Annotated in this window: 12 protein-coding genes and 5 tRNA genes; 7 read left to right on the forward strand and 10 right to left on the reverse strand. The window is 61.4% G+C overall.

The genetic code is table 11. The annotated features are described in order from the left end of the window. Positions 1 to 69: 69 nt before the first annotated feature. The 6 genes from QMX78_RS02625 to QMX78_RS02650 all read left to right on the forward strand — a co-directional run bounded on the left by QMX78_RS02625 (position 70) and on the right by QMX78_RS02650 (position 4,773). Positions 70 to 3,054 carry a hybrid sensor histidine kinase/response regulator gene (locus QMX78_RS02625; protein ID WP_282266265.1) on the forward strand — a complete coding sequence of 995 codons (2,985 nt, stop codon included), beginning with the start codon at positions 70 to 72 and terminating at the stop codon, positions 3,052 to 3,054. Between the two features lie 731 nt (positions 3,055 to 3,785). Beyond that, positions 3,786 to 3,861 (forward strand) — tRNA-Ala (locus QMX78_RS02630). A gap of 51 nt (positions 3,862 to 3,912) precedes the next feature. Next, a tRNA-Glu gene (locus QMX78_RS02635) sits at positions 3,913 to 3,988 on the forward strand. 134 nt (positions 3,989 to 4,122) lie between these two features. Continuing rightward, positions 4,123 to 4,198, forward strand: a tRNA-Ala gene (locus QMX78_RS02640). 51 nt (positions 4,199 to 4,249) lie between these two features. Further along, a tRNA-Glu gene (locus tag QMX78_RS02645) sits at positions 4,250 to 4,325 on the forward strand. 178 nt (positions 4,326 to 4,503) lie between these two features. Continuing rightward, complete coding sequence (locus QMX78_RS02650; RefSeq protein ID WP_282266267.1) at positions 4,504 to 4,773, forward strand: hypothetical protein; 270 nt, start codon at positions 4,504 to 4,506, stop codon at positions 4,771 to 4,773. Between the two features lie 305 nt (positions 4,774 to 5,078). On the opposite strand, the gene QMX78_RS02655 is transcribed toward QMX78_RS02650, so the two are convergent. Beyond that, positions 5,079 to 5,165: transfer RNA gene (locus QMX78_RS02655), tRNA-Leu, on the reverse strand. 122 nt (positions 5,166 to 5,287) lie between these two features. Here QMX78_RS02655 and QMX78_RS02660 point away from each other — a divergent pair. Next, on the forward strand, positions 5,288 to 5,656 hold the full coding sequence (locus QMX78_RS02660; RefSeq protein ID WP_282266269.1) for a response regulator: 369 nt from the start codon (positions 5,288 to 5,290) through the stop codon (positions 5,654 to 5,656). Positions 5,657 to 5,793: 137 nt separating this feature from the next. Here the strand turns inward: QMX78_RS02660 and QMX78_RS02665 are convergent, their stop codons facing one another. The 9 genes from QMX78_RS02665 to QMX78_RS02705 all read right to left on the reverse strand — a co-directional run bounded on the left by QMX78_RS02665 (position 5,794) and on the right by QMX78_RS02705 (position 13,622). After that, on the reverse strand, positions 5,794 to 8,169 hold the full coding sequence (locus QMX78_RS02665) for a Tex family protein (protein WP_282266288.1): 2,376 nt from the start codon (positions 8,167 to 8,169) through the stop codon (positions 5,794 to 5,796). A 114-nt stretch (positions 8,170 to 8,283) separates the two neighbouring features. Beyond that, the gene (locus QMX78_RS02670; protein WP_282266272.1) at positions 8,284 to 8,499 is read right to left on the reverse strand and encodes a hypothetical protein; all 216 of its coding nucleotides are present in this window, start codon (positions 8,497 to 8,499) and stop codon (positions 8,284 to 8,286) included. 125 nt (positions 8,500 to 8,624) lie between these two features. Continuing rightward, positions 8,625 to 9,071 carry a hypothetical protein gene (locus QMX78_RS02675; RefSeq protein ID WP_282266274.1) on the reverse strand — a complete coding sequence of 149 codons (447 nt, stop codon included), beginning with the start codon at positions 9,069 to 9,071 and terminating at the stop codon, positions 8,625 to 8,627. 43 nt (positions 9,072 to 9,114) lie between these two features. After that, positions 9,115 to 9,489, reverse strand: a complete 375-nt coding sequence (locus QMX78_RS02680; protein WP_282266276.1) for a DUF5329 domain-containing protein — start codon at positions 9,487 to 9,489, stop codon at positions 9,115 to 9,117. After that, a complete protein-coding gene (locus QMX78_RS02685) occupies positions 9,486 to 10,553 on the reverse strand; it encodes a class III poly(R)-hydroxyalkanoic acid synthase subunit PhaC (protein WP_282266277.1) in 1,068 nt (355 codons plus the stop codon). Before QMX78_RS02685 ends, QMX78_RS02680 begins: the two co-directional genes overlap by 4 nt. Continuing rightward, complete coding sequence (gene phaE / locus QMX78_RS02690) at positions 10,550 to 11,707, reverse strand: class III poly(R)-hydroxyalkanoic acid synthase subunit PhaE (protein ID WP_282266278.1); 1,158 nt, start codon at positions 11,705 to 11,707, stop codon at positions 10,550 to 10,552. Before phaE ends, QMX78_RS02685 begins: the two co-directional genes overlap by 4 nt. Positions 11,708 to 11,761: 54 nt before the next feature. Continuing rightward, positions 11,762 to 12,376, reverse strand: coding sequence for a CDP-alcohol phosphatidyltransferase family protein (locus tag QMX78_RS02695; protein ID WP_282266279.1), 615 nt, complete (start codon positions 12,374 to 12,376; stop codon positions 11,762 to 11,764). Positions 12,377 to 12,573: 197 nt separating this feature from the next. Beyond that, positions 12,574 to 13,062 carry an 8-oxo-dGTP diphosphatase gene (locus QMX78_RS02700; protein WP_282266280.1) on the reverse strand — a complete coding sequence of 163 codons (489 nt, stop codon included), beginning with the start codon at positions 13,060 to 13,062 and terminating at the stop codon, positions 12,574 to 12,576. Between the two features lie 53 nt (positions 13,063 to 13,115). After that, positions 13,116 to 13,622 (reverse strand): DUF1249 domain-containing protein, encoded by a 507-nt coding sequence (locus tag QMX78_RS02705; RefSeq protein ID WP_282266282.1) that lies wholly within the window; start codon positions 13,620 to 13,622, stop codon positions 13,116 to 13,118. Between the last annotated feature and the right edge of the window lie 144 nt (positions 13,623 to 13,766).

Consider the following 13,766-nt stretch of genomic DNA (forward strand, 5'->3'; position numbering starts at 1 on the left):
CAAATGGCCTCAGAGACAGACACTGCAGAGGATGCGCGAAACTCCCGCCCCCCTGCCCGCACAAATCCCTTGAAGCTGCTGAGCCGACACCAGCGCAGCCTGCTCCATGTGGGCGGCATCGTAACCACGCTGATCCTCGCTGCGGTGACTGCAGTTGTCATCCATTCGCAGATCAAGGACTACATCGCCGAACGGCATGCAGACCAGACCAGCCGCCGGATCGCGTTGCAAGCGGCCTTCGCGGTGCGAGAGGGCGCGATGCGTATCACCACCGCGCAGGAGGAGTACGCCTGGGAGTCTCGCCAGAAACCCGCCACTGAGCTGATCGGCAGGTTCAGCCAGAACAAGGGCCGAATGACGATGCAGCGCTCGGCCAATTCGCCGCACGTGCTGATCCTTGCCGACACGGTTCGAGGAGGTTCGCTGGAAAGCTTCGCGCCGTACCTTGAATTGGCCGATGAAGTCAGCCATCAGGCCGGCACCTTTGCCCGCGCACTCACAGCATCGATCTACTTCTCCAACCCGGACCGGACCTTTCTGGGCGCAGGCCCCCTTCCCGACAGCAACCTGCTGGCCAAACATACGAACGAGTCAACCGCCACTCTCATTCAACGGTTCATGCCGGATCATCCGTCGCCAACGGCCAACGGCAGCCCACAACCAGCCCTTGGCGGACCAGCGTGGTTACCGGTCGCAAACGACCCGTTGACCGGCAGGCCTTCACTGCTTCTACGCCAGCTGGCTATTGCCGACGAACAGCCCTTTGCGGTGTTCATCGCGTCCTATCCCGTCGACCTCGTAACTCCATCGCTGAACTCGACACAGAATGACGAATTCTGGCTGATTGCCAGCCCTCGCGGCGAACTATTCCTCGGCGCGCAGCAGCCAAACGCCGACGCGCTCGCACGGTTCCCGATACATCACTGGGCAGCCGTCACACCAGCGGAAAAGCGTGACAGGTTCGAAGAGGTCGACGGGCGCTTCGTCGCCGCAGATCCGATATCCACTGCCAACACCGGCTGGTACCTGATCCACTCGTTCTCCTGGCGGACCATCATCACTGCCTTATGGCGTACCCTGCTCGCCTACATCGCAGCGATGCTGCTGGCGATAGGATTCGTATGGACAGTGTTGTTGCTGATTGAGAGAAAGGTTTTCCGCCCTGGCTATGTACGTTCGGAACGCATCATTGAAAGCGAGAACCTCAACCGGACAATGGTGGAAACCGCGCCATTCGGCCAGGTGCTGATTTCGTCCGCGAATGGCGAAATCCTTCTCCAGAACTCGGTCATGGCCTCTTATGCGGACGCAAGGATTGATTCAAAGCGCGCCTTGCACCTTGAGTTCCTTCATGCGTTCCGGGTGCATGACGTCCAGACAATCGCGTCACCGGGCGTCGAGCTGAGCATCCAGACCCATGATGGTGCCGACTGTTCCCTGCTGGTCAGCATCGTTCCAAGCAAGTACCAGGGAAGTGATGTACTGCTGTGCAACTTCATCGACATCACGTTGCGCAAGAAGGTGGAGCAGGAGCTGGAGACCGCCCGCGCAGCATCGCAGGCCGCGAACGAAGCAAAATCGACCTTCCTGGCAATCATGAGCCACGAAATCCGCACGCCCTTGAACGCGATCCTCGGCAACCTTGAGCTGTTGGAGCGCACCACGTTGACGTCGGAGCAAACCAATCGGCTACAGGCGGTTACCTCGTCGTCCTCTGCCTTGCTGGATATCATCAATGACATTCTCGACTTCTCCAAGGTCGAGTCCGGGCAGATGACGATTGAATCGATACCGTTCGATCTGAAGCAGGTCGCACTGCAATGCATCGAGATGTTCCTGCCAATGGCTCACGCAAAAGGACTGGAAATCAACCTTGTTGTCAGCGATGGCCTGCAGCCACGCTACCTCGGCGACCCAACACGGATTCGCCAGGTCATCTTCAATCTGGTCAGCAATGCGATCAAATTCACCGAGGCGGGAGATGTGCTGGTCGAGGTCTACCTGCAGGATGAGGACGTCGACGATTCAGCGATCGTGATCGGTGTGAGCGACACTGGCATCGGTATGAGCGCCGCCCAGCAAGCAGCGCTGTTCACGACCTTTTCCCAAGCTGACTCCAGCATCGCCAGGCGCTACGGTGGGACCGGGCTTGGGCTTGCACTTTGCAAGCGTCTCGCGGAACTGATGCAAGGTGACATCCAGGTGATAAGCACACCACGCAAGGGCAGCACCTTCATGGTGACCTTGCCGCTGCAGCCAGCCGCCGATGCCGATGCCGCTTTACCGCATCAGGACAAGACAGTCGCCCGACTGGACCCCGCTCAGGGTGCCGCGCAGCGTGTCCTGGTAGTCGATGACCACCCTGCCAATCGGAAACTGCTGCAATTGCAGCTGGAGACACTGGGCTGCACCGCAAGTGCATTCGAAGACTGTGTCGCGGCCATCGCCTCCTTCAGCAGCCAGAACTACGATCTGATCCTGACCGATCTGAACATGCCCGGCATGGATGGCTTCGCCTTCTCCCGTTACCTGCGGGGGCGCGGAGTGACGGCACCCATCATCGCAGTGACCGCACACGCCTCGGACCGAGACAGGAGCCGTGGCGAGGAAGCCGGTATCAACAGCATCCTCATCAAACCGGTTCTACTGGAAGCACTGCGTGCAAGGCTGGCTGAACCAGCCAGCGCCGTTCTTCCCCTGCGCAGCGTTCGGGGACAAGTGGACATCGCCAGGGGAGCGCTGCCACCAGAGGTACATGGCCCCCTGCTTAGCTCCCTGGAAGAATCACTTATCGCAATCAAGCAAACGCTGCAGCTGCAACCCGATTCAGCAAACGACGCGCCAGCAACCACGCATGAGTTCGGCACTGACGTTATCGGCAGACATCTTCACTCACTGCGCGGCGCATTCGCCTTCATCCACGAAACCGCCATCGCCGAGCGCTGCGAGGCAATGGAACGATTGCTTGAACAGGGAGACAGGAGTCAGCTGCACCAATCGCTGCTTGAATTCGAGTCCGCCGCCAACGCTGTTCTGAGCCGCAGGCGTCAGTAAACAACGCGGCAGGTCCCGTGGCCAGTACCTCACAACGGCTGATCGCTGGACCACTGCGCAACCATTGGAGCCAGGAGCATCATTCCGCGCTGATTACCTGCATGCCTGATGGACCTTGTTGTCCCAGAAGCTCGAGAGGGCGAAGTCGCGCTTCAGACCAGCTTTGGCGTACGCCCGATCGCGCCCTCGCCGCGCGTTCTCGCAAGCATTGGCCTTCGGCGCGGGGGCAGCGCGTCGTCGCCCCGGGCGAACGCCAGATTTCGTCGATAGCCGGTCCCGCTGCAATTGCAGTTGGAGCTCGATTGCCGCCAGCCGTTTGCGCACGGTCTCGTCGGTGGGGGCATCAACAGTGCTCCACCGCTTCAGCTCAAGCCCCTCACAAGGTGACGATTGATAGGAGTGGCCGCCGGCTGTCTGACACTTGTATACCAGCGCTCCCGTTTCACCACCCGTGCTGCCGAGCAGGCAGCCCAACACCATGCAAGCAAGAGATGCCACGGCTGGCACTCCAATTGACCTTACCAGCGGCCAGCCTGGCAGTTCGCCACTGACTCCGATGCAGGCATACAACAAAGCCTTGTGTCGGGCTTGTCCACGAGTCCGCATAGAGGTGAGCGTGGGGCCTTCGGCCCAATCTCATTGGACGAAGAAATTTCTTCACAAATCGCTTGCGGGAAATGTGAAGCCCCGCTATTATTTCTTTCTCGGCAACGACGTAACAACGTTCCACCGGGGCCATAGCTCAGCTGGGAGAGCGCCTGCATGGCATGCAGGAGGTCAGCGGTTCGATCCCGCTTGGCTCCACCAAATCCGGACATTAGGCCGTCTGGATTGTCGACAATTTGATGAGTATAACGCGTCCCCATCGTCTAGAGGCCTAGGACATCACCCTTTCACGGTGGCGACCGGGGTTCGAATCCCCGTGGGGACGCCATTCATCAGGTACAAACGGACCCAGCCGTATCGGGTCTTTTTTTATCGAAGCAATCTTCCCAAGAGATTGCACGGAAGAAGAAAAAGCTTCCAATTTGATAAAAAACCGTTATCATGACGGGCTAGCAACAACGTGGGGCCATAGCTCAGCTGGGAGAGCGCCTGCATGGCATGCAGGAGGTCAGCGGTTCGATCCCGCTTGGCTCCACCAATTCAGGCCTTAGGCCGCCTGAATCTACAACTTGAGATTTGAAGAATACGCGTCCCCATCGTCTAGAGGCCTAGGACATCACCCTTTCACGGTGGCGACCGGGGTTCGAATCCCCGTGGGGACGCCATTTCTAAAAAGCTCCGAGCAATCGGGGCTTTTTTCTTGCCCGGTATTTGCGGCAATGCAGCCCTGCCCTCGCTGACGGGAAAGCAGTGAGCAGCCAATCAAGCCGTCATCGACAGCTGGCCTGGCTGGTCAGCAAACTGAGATGCTTGAGGCTGCCAGCCAGTGGCGTGGAGAATTCAATGAACATGAAAGCACTTGCCATCCTGCTGGCTGGAGCACTCCTGACCTTCGCCGGGACCACGCTACACGCCAACCATCTCTTTACCGAGCGCTCGCAAGTACCCGACCAGGCCAAGGGTGAGATCATCGCGTTCAAGGTGAAAGGATCGGATCGCACGGTTTACATCACCCGCAGCGATCAGCTTCAACACTGGACGATTCTTGGCGCGGGGATTCTATTGTTCCTTCTGGGCGCAAAAGGCGGCGCCCTGAAGCGGAACCGCGCATAGCCCTGAGATTGGCAGCGCCAACGCGGGCAACACCATCCTTTTTGCGCGAGCAGCGCAAGCCGCGAAACCCAGGCTTCAGCAGATGAGTGACATCACCACCGCTGCCCCTCTGTGCTGCAAGCCATACCACCTTCGCTGTTTTCGCATTGCAGCTGAAAGTTTGAAGTGCCGCGGGACAACTCCTGCCGAGCATGGCTCGGCACTTCACGCCAGGGCCCTCCGGACCAGCAATGCAAATCGCAAACCCGCAGGCGCCTGACAAACTCCAAGCAAAGAAAAAGGCACCCAAGGGTGCCTGTTTTCTCTGGTGCCGAAGGGGGGACTCGAACCCCCACGCTTTTAAGGGCGGCGGATTTTGAATCCGCTGCGTCTACCGATTCCGCCACTTCGGCTGGCAGGAGCGGAATTATAGCGGAGCTTTGCCTGCTTGGGCAGGCCTCGGCTGAAAATATTTGTGTAATGCCTGTTTCGGCGACTGGCTATACTTCGACCGATCCAGATACAGGGGAGAACGATGGGCTCGCTCGAAGGTACGAGGGTGCTGGTCGTGGAGAACGACGAGTTGAATGCCATGCTGCTGCAGATGCAGCTGGAGATGGAAGGCATGCTGGTGGGCGGCGTAGCTGCCACGGTCAGTACTGCCCTGCAGATGATCGATGAGCTGCAGCCCCAGCTCGTGTTCCTGGACTATTGGCTGGCATGCAATGAGAACAGCAGCCCGGTTGCCGAGCGCCTGAGGCAGCGCGGCATCCCGTTCCTGGTAGCCACCGGAATGGAAATCGATCAGCTGCCTGCAGTGTTCGACGCCGGTGTGAAGCTGTCCAAGCCCTACACCGGCAGCGATCTCAGCCAGGCACTGCAACGCGCGCTTGCTCCGGCTTGATATCCCGGGGGTGTGGGAGCGACGCAAGCCGCGAAGCAGATGGATCATCGGGCAACGCGCTGCCCGGAGCTTCAGCAGTGCCTGCTTCGCGGCTTACGCCGCTCCCACGAGATTGATGGAGCCCTGCGGCAGCTGACTCAGCTGCCGCGTTTTGCCCTTGCGAATGCATCGGCCAGCGCATTGTTGGCCGGCGCCGCAGACACTGCCGGTCGGCCACCGCCATTGCCGGGACTGCGCTGACCGCGCTGATCCTGGTCGCGCCCGCCGCCAGCAGCACGCCCCTGCCCTGCACCACGCTCGTCACGCTCTGGTTTTTTGGCCGGTGCAGGCGAATCTTCCAGGCGCCGGGTCAATGCGATGCGCTTGCGCGGCACATCCACCTCCAGCACCTTGACCTTGACGATATCGCCCGCCTTAACCACATCGCGCGGATCTTTGACGAAGGTGTCGGACAAGGCGGAGATATGGATCAGGCCGTCCTGGTGCACGCCGATATCGACGAACGCACCGAACGCGGCAACGTTACTGACAACGCCTTCCAGGATCATGCCTTCGCGCAGGTCCTTGATGTCTTCAATGCCTTCAGCAAAACGTGCGGCCTTGAACTCCGGACGCGGATCACGGCCTGGCTTTTCCATCTCCTTGAGGATGTCGCGCACGGTCGGCACGCCAAACTTGTCGTCGGTGAACTGCTCGGCCTTCAGGCTGCGCAGGTAGCTGCCGTCGCCCAGCAGCGCCTTGATCGGCTTTGCAGCGGCAGCAACGATGCGCTCGACCACGGGATACGCTTCCGGGTGAACCGCAGAGGCATCAAGCGGCTCGTCGCCATCTGCAATCCGCAGGAAGCCGGCGCATTGTTCAAAGGTCTTGTCGCCCAGGCGCGGCACTTTCAGCAGGTCCTTGCGGCGCTTGAACGGGCCGTTCTCGTCGCGGTGACGAACGATGTTCTCGGCTACCGTCGCCGACAAACCCGAAACCCGGGTCAGCAACGCAGCCGACGCGGTGTTCACGAAAACGCCGACGGCATTGACGCAGTCCTCGACACGCGCATCCAGTGCCTTGGCCAGGCGGAACTGGTCGACGTCGTGCTGGTACTGGCCAACACCAATCGCCTTGGGCTCGATCTTGACCAGTTCGGCCAGTGGATCCTGCAGGCGGCGCGCAATCGACACTGCACCACGCAGCGAGACATCCAGGTCCGGGAATTCCTTGGCGGCAAACTCGGAGGCCGAGTACACCGAGGCACCAGCCTCGCTCACCACCACCTTCTGCAGCTTGGGATTGGCACAGGCGGCGATTGCCTCGCCTGCAAGCTTGTCGGTCTCGCGGCTTGCAGTGCCGTTGCCGATCGCGATCAACTCGACATTGTGCTTGATGCACAGCTGCTTGATCGTCTGCAGCGACTGCTCCCACTGCCGGCGCGGCTCGTGCGGGTACACCGTATCGGTGGCCAGCAGCTTGCCGGTGGCATCGACGACGGCGATCTTGCAACCGGTGCGGATGCCCGGATCCAGTCCGAGCACTGCCTTGGGACCGGCTGGCGCTGCCAGCATCAAGTCCTTCAGATTGTCGCCGAATACCGCAATCGCCTCAGCCTCGGCTTTCTCGCGGGCCTGGTTGAACAGGTCCAGCAGCAGGTGCATATGCAGCTTGGCTCGCCAGGTCAGGCGGCAGGCGTCCAACAACCAGCGATCCGCCGGGCGCTCCTTGTTGGCGATGCCTGCGTTGAGGGCTACCCGACCTTCCGCATACTGGTGGCCGGCTTCGGCGTCGCTGCCCGGGTCCAGTTCGAGGAAGATGAACTCTTCGCGCCGCGCACGGAACAAGGCCAGCAGGCGGTGCGAAGGAATCTTCGCCAATGCCTCGGCATGATCGAAGTAGTCGCGGTATTTGGCGCCTTCGGCCTCCTTGCCCTCGGCAACGCGGGCACGGATGATGCCGTTCCCTGCCAGCCAATTGCGCAATTCGCCAACCAGCGCAGCGTCTTCGCCCCAGCGCTCCATCAAGATGGCGCGCGCACCTTCCAGTGCGGCCTTGGTATCAGCGACGCCCTTTTCGGCATTCACAAAACCGGCGGCGAAGACCTGTGGGTCCAACATGGGATCGCCGAGCAGGCCATCGGCCAGTGGCTCCAGTCCCGCCTCGCGGGCAATCTGCGCGCGGGTGCGGCGCTTCTGCTTATAGGGCAGATACAGATCTTCCAGACGCGACTTGGTATCGGCGCCCATGATCTGCTCACGCAGCACATCGGTCAGCTTGCCTTGTTCGTCGATGCTGGACAGCACGGCGCGGCGACGATCTTCGAGTTCGCGCAGGTAGGTCAAACGACTTTCGAGATTACGCAGCTGGGTATCGTCCAGGCCGCCAGTCACTTCCTTGCGGTAGCGGGCGATGAACGGAACGCTGGCGCCCTCATCCAGCAGCGCGATGGCCGCCTTGGTCTGAGTGGCTTGTGCGCCGATCTCGTCGGCGATTGTCTGCGCGATCTGCTGCGCTAGCTTGATGTCTTGCATTGCCGGTGCGGTAGCCACGGTGACGGAAGCTGCCATTCTGGCAATGCGCGCGCCCGGGGGAAAGCCGTTGACAGCACGCGCCGGACCTGTCGCCCGGCGCGCGTGCCTGAATACTCAGGCCAGATGCTGATACAGCCGTTGGCTGGCGACGTCGTCACGCAGGTCTTCCAGCACCATGACCCGCATCGAGCCCCTGCCGGAGACGTTCATCGTCCGTTCTACGTAAATTTCCGGGCCATGCTCGGTATCTGCGCGGGTTTTGCTGAAGCCGTACGGCAACACACCCTTATCGCCATCCTTGCTGCCACCGATATAAAGAACAATTGCCATGGTGGTTCGTGCTCCTGTTGGATCTGTAACAGGTGCAACGATACGCGGGGTCACGTTACAGAGATGTACATAAAAGGTTGTCGTTTGATGTCAGCACTCAGCGCGCTGGCTTCGATGACTGCATTTCAGGTACGGCCAGGCCACCAACCGCGACCATGCATTGCGTAGTGATCCGCCGAACGCTCGAACGGATTACGTACGCTCACACCGCCGCACAACAGGTAGACCGGCAGGAACAGCGGCCCCAGCACCAAGTATTGGAAAACATGCGCACGCTCATGATCGCCCAAGCGCACGCGCGGGTGTTCGCAGCGGCCAGCGCGATGCTCATAGGTCTGGCACAAACCATCCAGGTCGTCGCCAGTGTGCAGGATCACCATGCCAAAGGTGATCGCCCCTCCCGGCCCCCACGGCCAGCGCCGGAATACCAGTGCGCTTTCCCGGCGGCTCCAGTACAGGCGTGCGCCAGCGAGGCTGCCGAGCGCACCCGCGATCAGACCAATCAAGGTATTGGGCGAGGTCCAGACCCCGCCCAGAATGCGCAACCACATCGGGGCCATTTCGAGTCGCATGAGACTCAGGCCTGCACTGCTGATCTGGCGGCCAGCACAGACATCAGCGTGCCGGGGTACGCAGTTGACGCAGCTGCTGGAGGAACCACGCCGAGGCATCCTGCTCTTGCGCGCCGCTGCAGGAGACCTTGTACGCCTTGCCGCTCATGCTGCTGCGGCTGGCGGCCCGCTCGATGAACTGCTCACTGCTGTCGACCATGTCGCGCTTGAGCAGGTAGTCGTATTTGCGCTGCAGATGACCACGTGCAGCCGCCGCGTCATACCAGCTGCCATTGCGCTGGAAGCGGCAGCCAGAGGTTTCCAGCGCCTGCATCAAGCCACTGATCTCACGCTGGGTTGCCGCACTGGGGGCAGCACTTGCCGACAAGGCGATCAGAGCCAGGCTTGCCGCGAGCAGAAAATTGCCGATCAGCTTCATGCGCGTTTACTCAACCAGTCGTTGATGGCACCGGGCACTTCACGCTGCGCGCGCCCGGAAACATAGATCCCGATGTGGCCACCGCGGAAACCGAGCTCGGTGTAATCCGTGCTGCCGACTTGGCCCTGCATGGCCTTGGATGCAGCCGGCGGTACAAGGTGGTCCTGCTCGGCGTAGATGTTGAGGATAGGCATTTGTACCTGGGCCAGATCGACCGTTTCCTCGCCGATGCGGATGCTGCCGCTCATCAGGCCATTGGCCTGATAGAACTGCTTGACGAACTGCCGGAAGGTTTCGCCTGCCAGATCGGGGGAATCGAAGATCCACTTCTCCATTCGCAGGAAGTCTTCCAGGGCCTGCTTGTCGTCGAGGATGTCCATCAAGCCCACATACTTCTGCACGTTCAAGCGGAACGGCTTGAGCATGAGGTAGCTGGCATTCATCAGGTCGGCTGGGATATTGCCCAGGGTATCGACGAACAGGTCCACATCCACGTGCCGCGCCCAATGCGAGAGCATGTTGTCCGCGGTATGGAAGTCGACCGGCGTCACCATGCTGATCAGGTTCTGCACCTTGTGCGGGCGCAGCGCGCTGTAGCACAGCGCGAATACGCCGCCCTGGCAGATGCCGAGCAGGTTGACCGGCGCACCATCGCGCTGTGCACGCAGGTGATCCACCGCACCGTCGATGTAGCGCAGCAGATAGTCTTCCAGGGTCAGGAAGCGCTCGGAGCGGTCCGGGTAGCCCCAGTCCAGCACGTAGACATCCTGACCAAGCGCAAGCAGCTTCTGTACCAGCGAACGACCGTCCTGCAGGTCGACCATGTAGGGCCGGTTGACCAGCGCATAGACGATCAACAACGGCGGCTTGCTAGCATCGGCGTGATCGCTGACGAAGCGATACAACTTGACCTTGCCGTCACTCCACACTTCCTGGCGCTCGGTGACGCCATAATCCACGTCTTCGACACCGGGCAGCAGCTTCAGGCCATCGACCAGCTTGCGTTGCCACTGCAGGGTTTCCTGCAGCAGGTCATCGTTGCCAAAACCCAGCGGGCCCTTCATTTGGCACTCCTGCGACGGGCCGGTGCGGACTTCGGTTTGCTGGAAACCACGGCCTTTTTGGCTGCCGGCTTCCTGGCGGCTGGCTTGTTCGCTGTGTTCTTCTTCGGCGCAGCCTTCTGCACGATTTCTTTCACAGCCTTCCTGGTGGCTTTCTTCGCCGCTTTCGTCGCCGCACGTTGCGGCGCCGGCTTCGCTGGCTTGGCAGCTGTTTTCCCTGCCGATGGCTTTGCCGATTCATCCGCTGACGCGGACTGCGCGGGCGCGCTGGCCTGCTGGGCTGCCGCCATCAAGCGCCGCACCTGCCGTTCCAACTCGGCGATGCGCCGATGCGCCGCATCCATCTCCGTGCGGGTAGGCACACCCATCGCGTCGCAGGCACGTTCCAGTTCACTCTGCGACGCTGCGCGCAGACGCATCTGGGCATTGGCCAGCTCACCATAGATGCGCTGGAAATCTTCGGAAAGCGCCACGTTGGCATACGCTTCTTCGGCGGCATCAATCCACAGATCGAACATCGCCCGCGCACTGGTCAGCTGGCTACCGGGCACTTCATGCTCGGCCAGCTTGGCCTCGAAACGTTTGAAGGCATCGTCCAGGACGCTGCGGATCGTATCCACATAGGCTTCGGCGCGCGCCTGGTATTCCTGCTGGATCTTGAGCAAGGCCTGCCACCGCGCCTGATGCTCACGGGCTGGACCGAATGCCGGTGCATTCAACCAATCGCCACCGCCAAAGCCACTCTGCGCGGCCTTGGCGAACTCACGCAACCAAGGTTGATCGTTCAGTGCACTGCCACCGCGTGCGGCACCCAGCATCCACTGCAGCAGATCATCGCCTTGCCCCGCCTGCACGGCCTCGCGCCACGCCCCTGCTACCTCCGCCGCCGAGGTATCACGACCGGCAAAGCGTGCGGCCACCTGCTGCATCATGCCCAGCCAATCGCCGGCCTGATGCTGGAAACGGGCCCCCAGCGCCTGTACTTCCGGGGGCGTATCGGTACTGACCAGGCGGGTCCATTGGGCAATGCTCTCAGCCCATGGGAAATCGCCGCCCGCAGCTGCGCCCTGGCCTTGCATGGCCTGTGACCATGCCTCCCAGGCAGCACGCATGCTGGCCTCGAAATCCGCGTTGTCGTTGTTGCCTGCCGCAGCCATTGCCTTACTCCCGGGATGCCCGGTGATGATAGCAATGCGATCGGCCCATCGGCGTCAGGGCTTGGGAATCCGCAGTGTCTTGCTGATCATCAACGAGCCGGACAATGCAAACAGCAGCACCAGCGGATGCAGCTGCCACGGCCCCAGCTGCCAGCTGCCACCCCACAACGCCGGGCCAATCGCATTGAAGTGGGCCGCCAAGGCCAACACGATGACCAAAGCCAGGCTGGTCGGAATCGGCGTGCCTTCGAAATACGGCACCTTGTCCGACTCGCCGGCGATTTCCACGGCGGTCACGTTGTAGCGGGCCAAGCGACTGACGCCGCAGCAGACGAAGTAGCTCAGGATCAACCAGTCCCAAGCGCCTTGCATACCGCAGGCATAGGCCAGCGCAGCCGGCGCCACGCCGAAGGAAATGACATCGGCCAGCGAATCCAGCTCCCGCCCCAACGTGGACGAGGACTGGCGCCAGCGCGCAACCCGGCCATCCAACGCATCAAAAATAAACGCCAGCGGGATCAAGGCCATGCCGAACATCAGGAAACCGCGCTCGCCGTCCTGCAGGAAGCGCATCGCCGCGAACACCGCGCCGGTGCCGCAGAACGCGTTGCCGAGGGTGAACCAATCCGCGAGCTGGAACTCACGGAGCATCGAGAAATGGCGTTTCATGGGAACTCACGGTGCATGGACCGCAACAGGGTACCGCGAGCACCTGAACAGTGGACAGTACCCGCACCTGGCCAGTTTGCCCGGTGTGCGGCACGCCATCGCTGGACCCGGACACGTTCGCGTCCGGATCACTCCATCGTCCTGGAAGCCAGTGCTGCTCGCCGGAGCGACCTACATGACACGACTGCAGCAAACCATTACAGGCGCGTGTAACTCCAGGACTGCATGCGCCCGTCCCGGTACGGCATTACGCCATGGAACGGGCGCGGGTCCGCGTCGAACACCAATGGCAGGAAATGGCGGTCGCCCTCCCACAGCGGCAGCGATTCCAGCTGGTCCACTGCAACCCATTCCAGCGTGCCCTCCCGGTTAACCTCCATCGGCGTGCCGGTGTAATCGTCGATGACGAAGATGAAGGCAAACCAGTCTTCGCCATTCTTGCCGAAGCCCGGCCAGCTGATGCTGCCGCGCAGACGCGTCGTGCCGCATTCAATGCCCGCCTCTTCGCGGATCTCGCGGTGCATGCAGGCGAGGATGTCCTCATCGGCCTCCATCTTGCCGCCCAGCCCGTTGTACTTGCCCAGGTGCATGTCACCGGGCCGGGTGTTGCGATGGATCATCAAGGCCTTGCTGCCATCGGCAGACAGCACATAGCCAAGCGTGGCCATAATCGGGGTGTACGGCATAGCGACAACCGGAACCAAGGGGCGTGCAGTATGACCGATGAACAGCTCGCGCCTCAGCCGGGCATTACATCCATGCGCCGGATTGGCACGACGGTTTCATCGATGCGTCGCAAGGTGGCCACGCTGTGGCCGCGCTCGGCCAGGTATTCCAGCCATTTCCCAAGGAAGGTGTTCATGCGCATGCGGTGGCTGATCAGCGCTTCCGGCGGCGGATACATGCCCATCACGTCCTGCCAGCGTCGGCCCACGTAGCAATGCGTGGTTTCGGCCTGACGCGCATCGCGGTACAGCCGCACGAATGCCGATGGATCAGGCTCGCCGGTGACCGGATCGCACAGGTCGTAGGTCATCCGCAGTTCCACCGTGTAGCGGTGGCATTCGATCACATCCAGACGCAGGTCCAGACCATCGCCGATGCTGGAGAGGTGGCTGCCCACGTGCAGCCGATCCGGCGCGAACAGCCGCATGAGGTGATCGTGGTTTTCCGCATACAAGCCCATCAGCCAGCCGAGACGGCTGAGTCTGGGGATGCGATCAATGCGGGAAAGTGCGCCTGCCATGGGCCGATCCTACACGCCGAGGCGTGCAAGTGGCATCACCGGTAGTGCAGAGCCATGCTCGGCAGAGGCTTTACCCAGGAGCCCACCTGTAGTGCCGAGCCATGCTCGGCAGGGGCGTTACCGATAGAGCCCCTGCCGAGCATG

Source organism: Stenotrophomonas sp. PS02298 (assembly GCF_029959445.1).
Taxonomy (GTDB): Bacteria; Pseudomonadota; Gammaproteobacteria; order Xanthomonadales; family Xanthomonadaceae; genus Stenotrophomonas.